This is a genomic window from Mesorhizobium sp. M1217 (genome assembly GCF_040318275.1).
Classification (GTDB): Bacteria; Pseudomonadota; Alphaproteobacteria; order Rhizobiales; family Rhizobiaceae; genus Mesorhizobium.
This window is the reverse complement of record NZ_JAMYMA010000063.1, coordinates 1-594: the sequence shown is the minus strand read 5'-3', so window position 1 is coordinate 594 and position 594 is coordinate 1. Positions and strand designations below refer to the sequence as shown.

General features: G+C 63.5%; 1 protein-coding gene. It reads left to right on the top strand.

Features of this window, described 5'->3' with window-relative positions:
- Positions 1-76 precede the first annotated feature (76 nt).
- The coding region (locus NKH37_RS34005) for a recombinase family protein (protein ID WP_353042590.1) at positions 77-594 on the top strand (518 nt) is incomplete at its 3' end.

The following is a 594-nucleotide window of genomic DNA, read 5'->3' as shown; positions in this document are numbered from 1 at the left end:
TCGGCTGCAGTGCACGATCGCCAGCTCGTGCACATGCTCGCCAACATGGTGCTGGCAGCAGAGACCCGAGGCAACCATGTCTACTGACATCGCCATGAAGGTTGGCGCCGACCATCTGCGGCGTGATGCATTCCTCTACGTGCGTCAGTCCTCTCTTCGTCAGGTGTTCGAGAACACCGAGAGCACCAAGCGGCAATACACCCTGCGCGATCGCGCAGTGGCCCTGGGCTGGCCGATCGAACGTGTCCACGTCATCGATAGCGACCTCGGCCTCTCCGGCGCGCAGTCGCAGGACCGCGACGGCTTCCAGCACCTGGTGACTGAAGTGGCGATGGGGCATGCAGGGATCGTGCTGGGGCTGGAAGTGTCGCGCCTGGCACGCAACAATGCGGACTGGCACCGTCTCCTTGAGTTGGCTGCCCTGTCGCGCACCCTGATCATGGACGAGGACGGCGTCTACGATCCGGCCTATTTCAACGATCGCATGCTGCTCGGGCTGAAGGGCACGATGAGCGAGGCCGAACTGCACATCCTGAAGTCGCGGCTGCAAGGCGGCATTCTCAACAAGGCGCGCCGCGGCGAGCTCGAGATGCC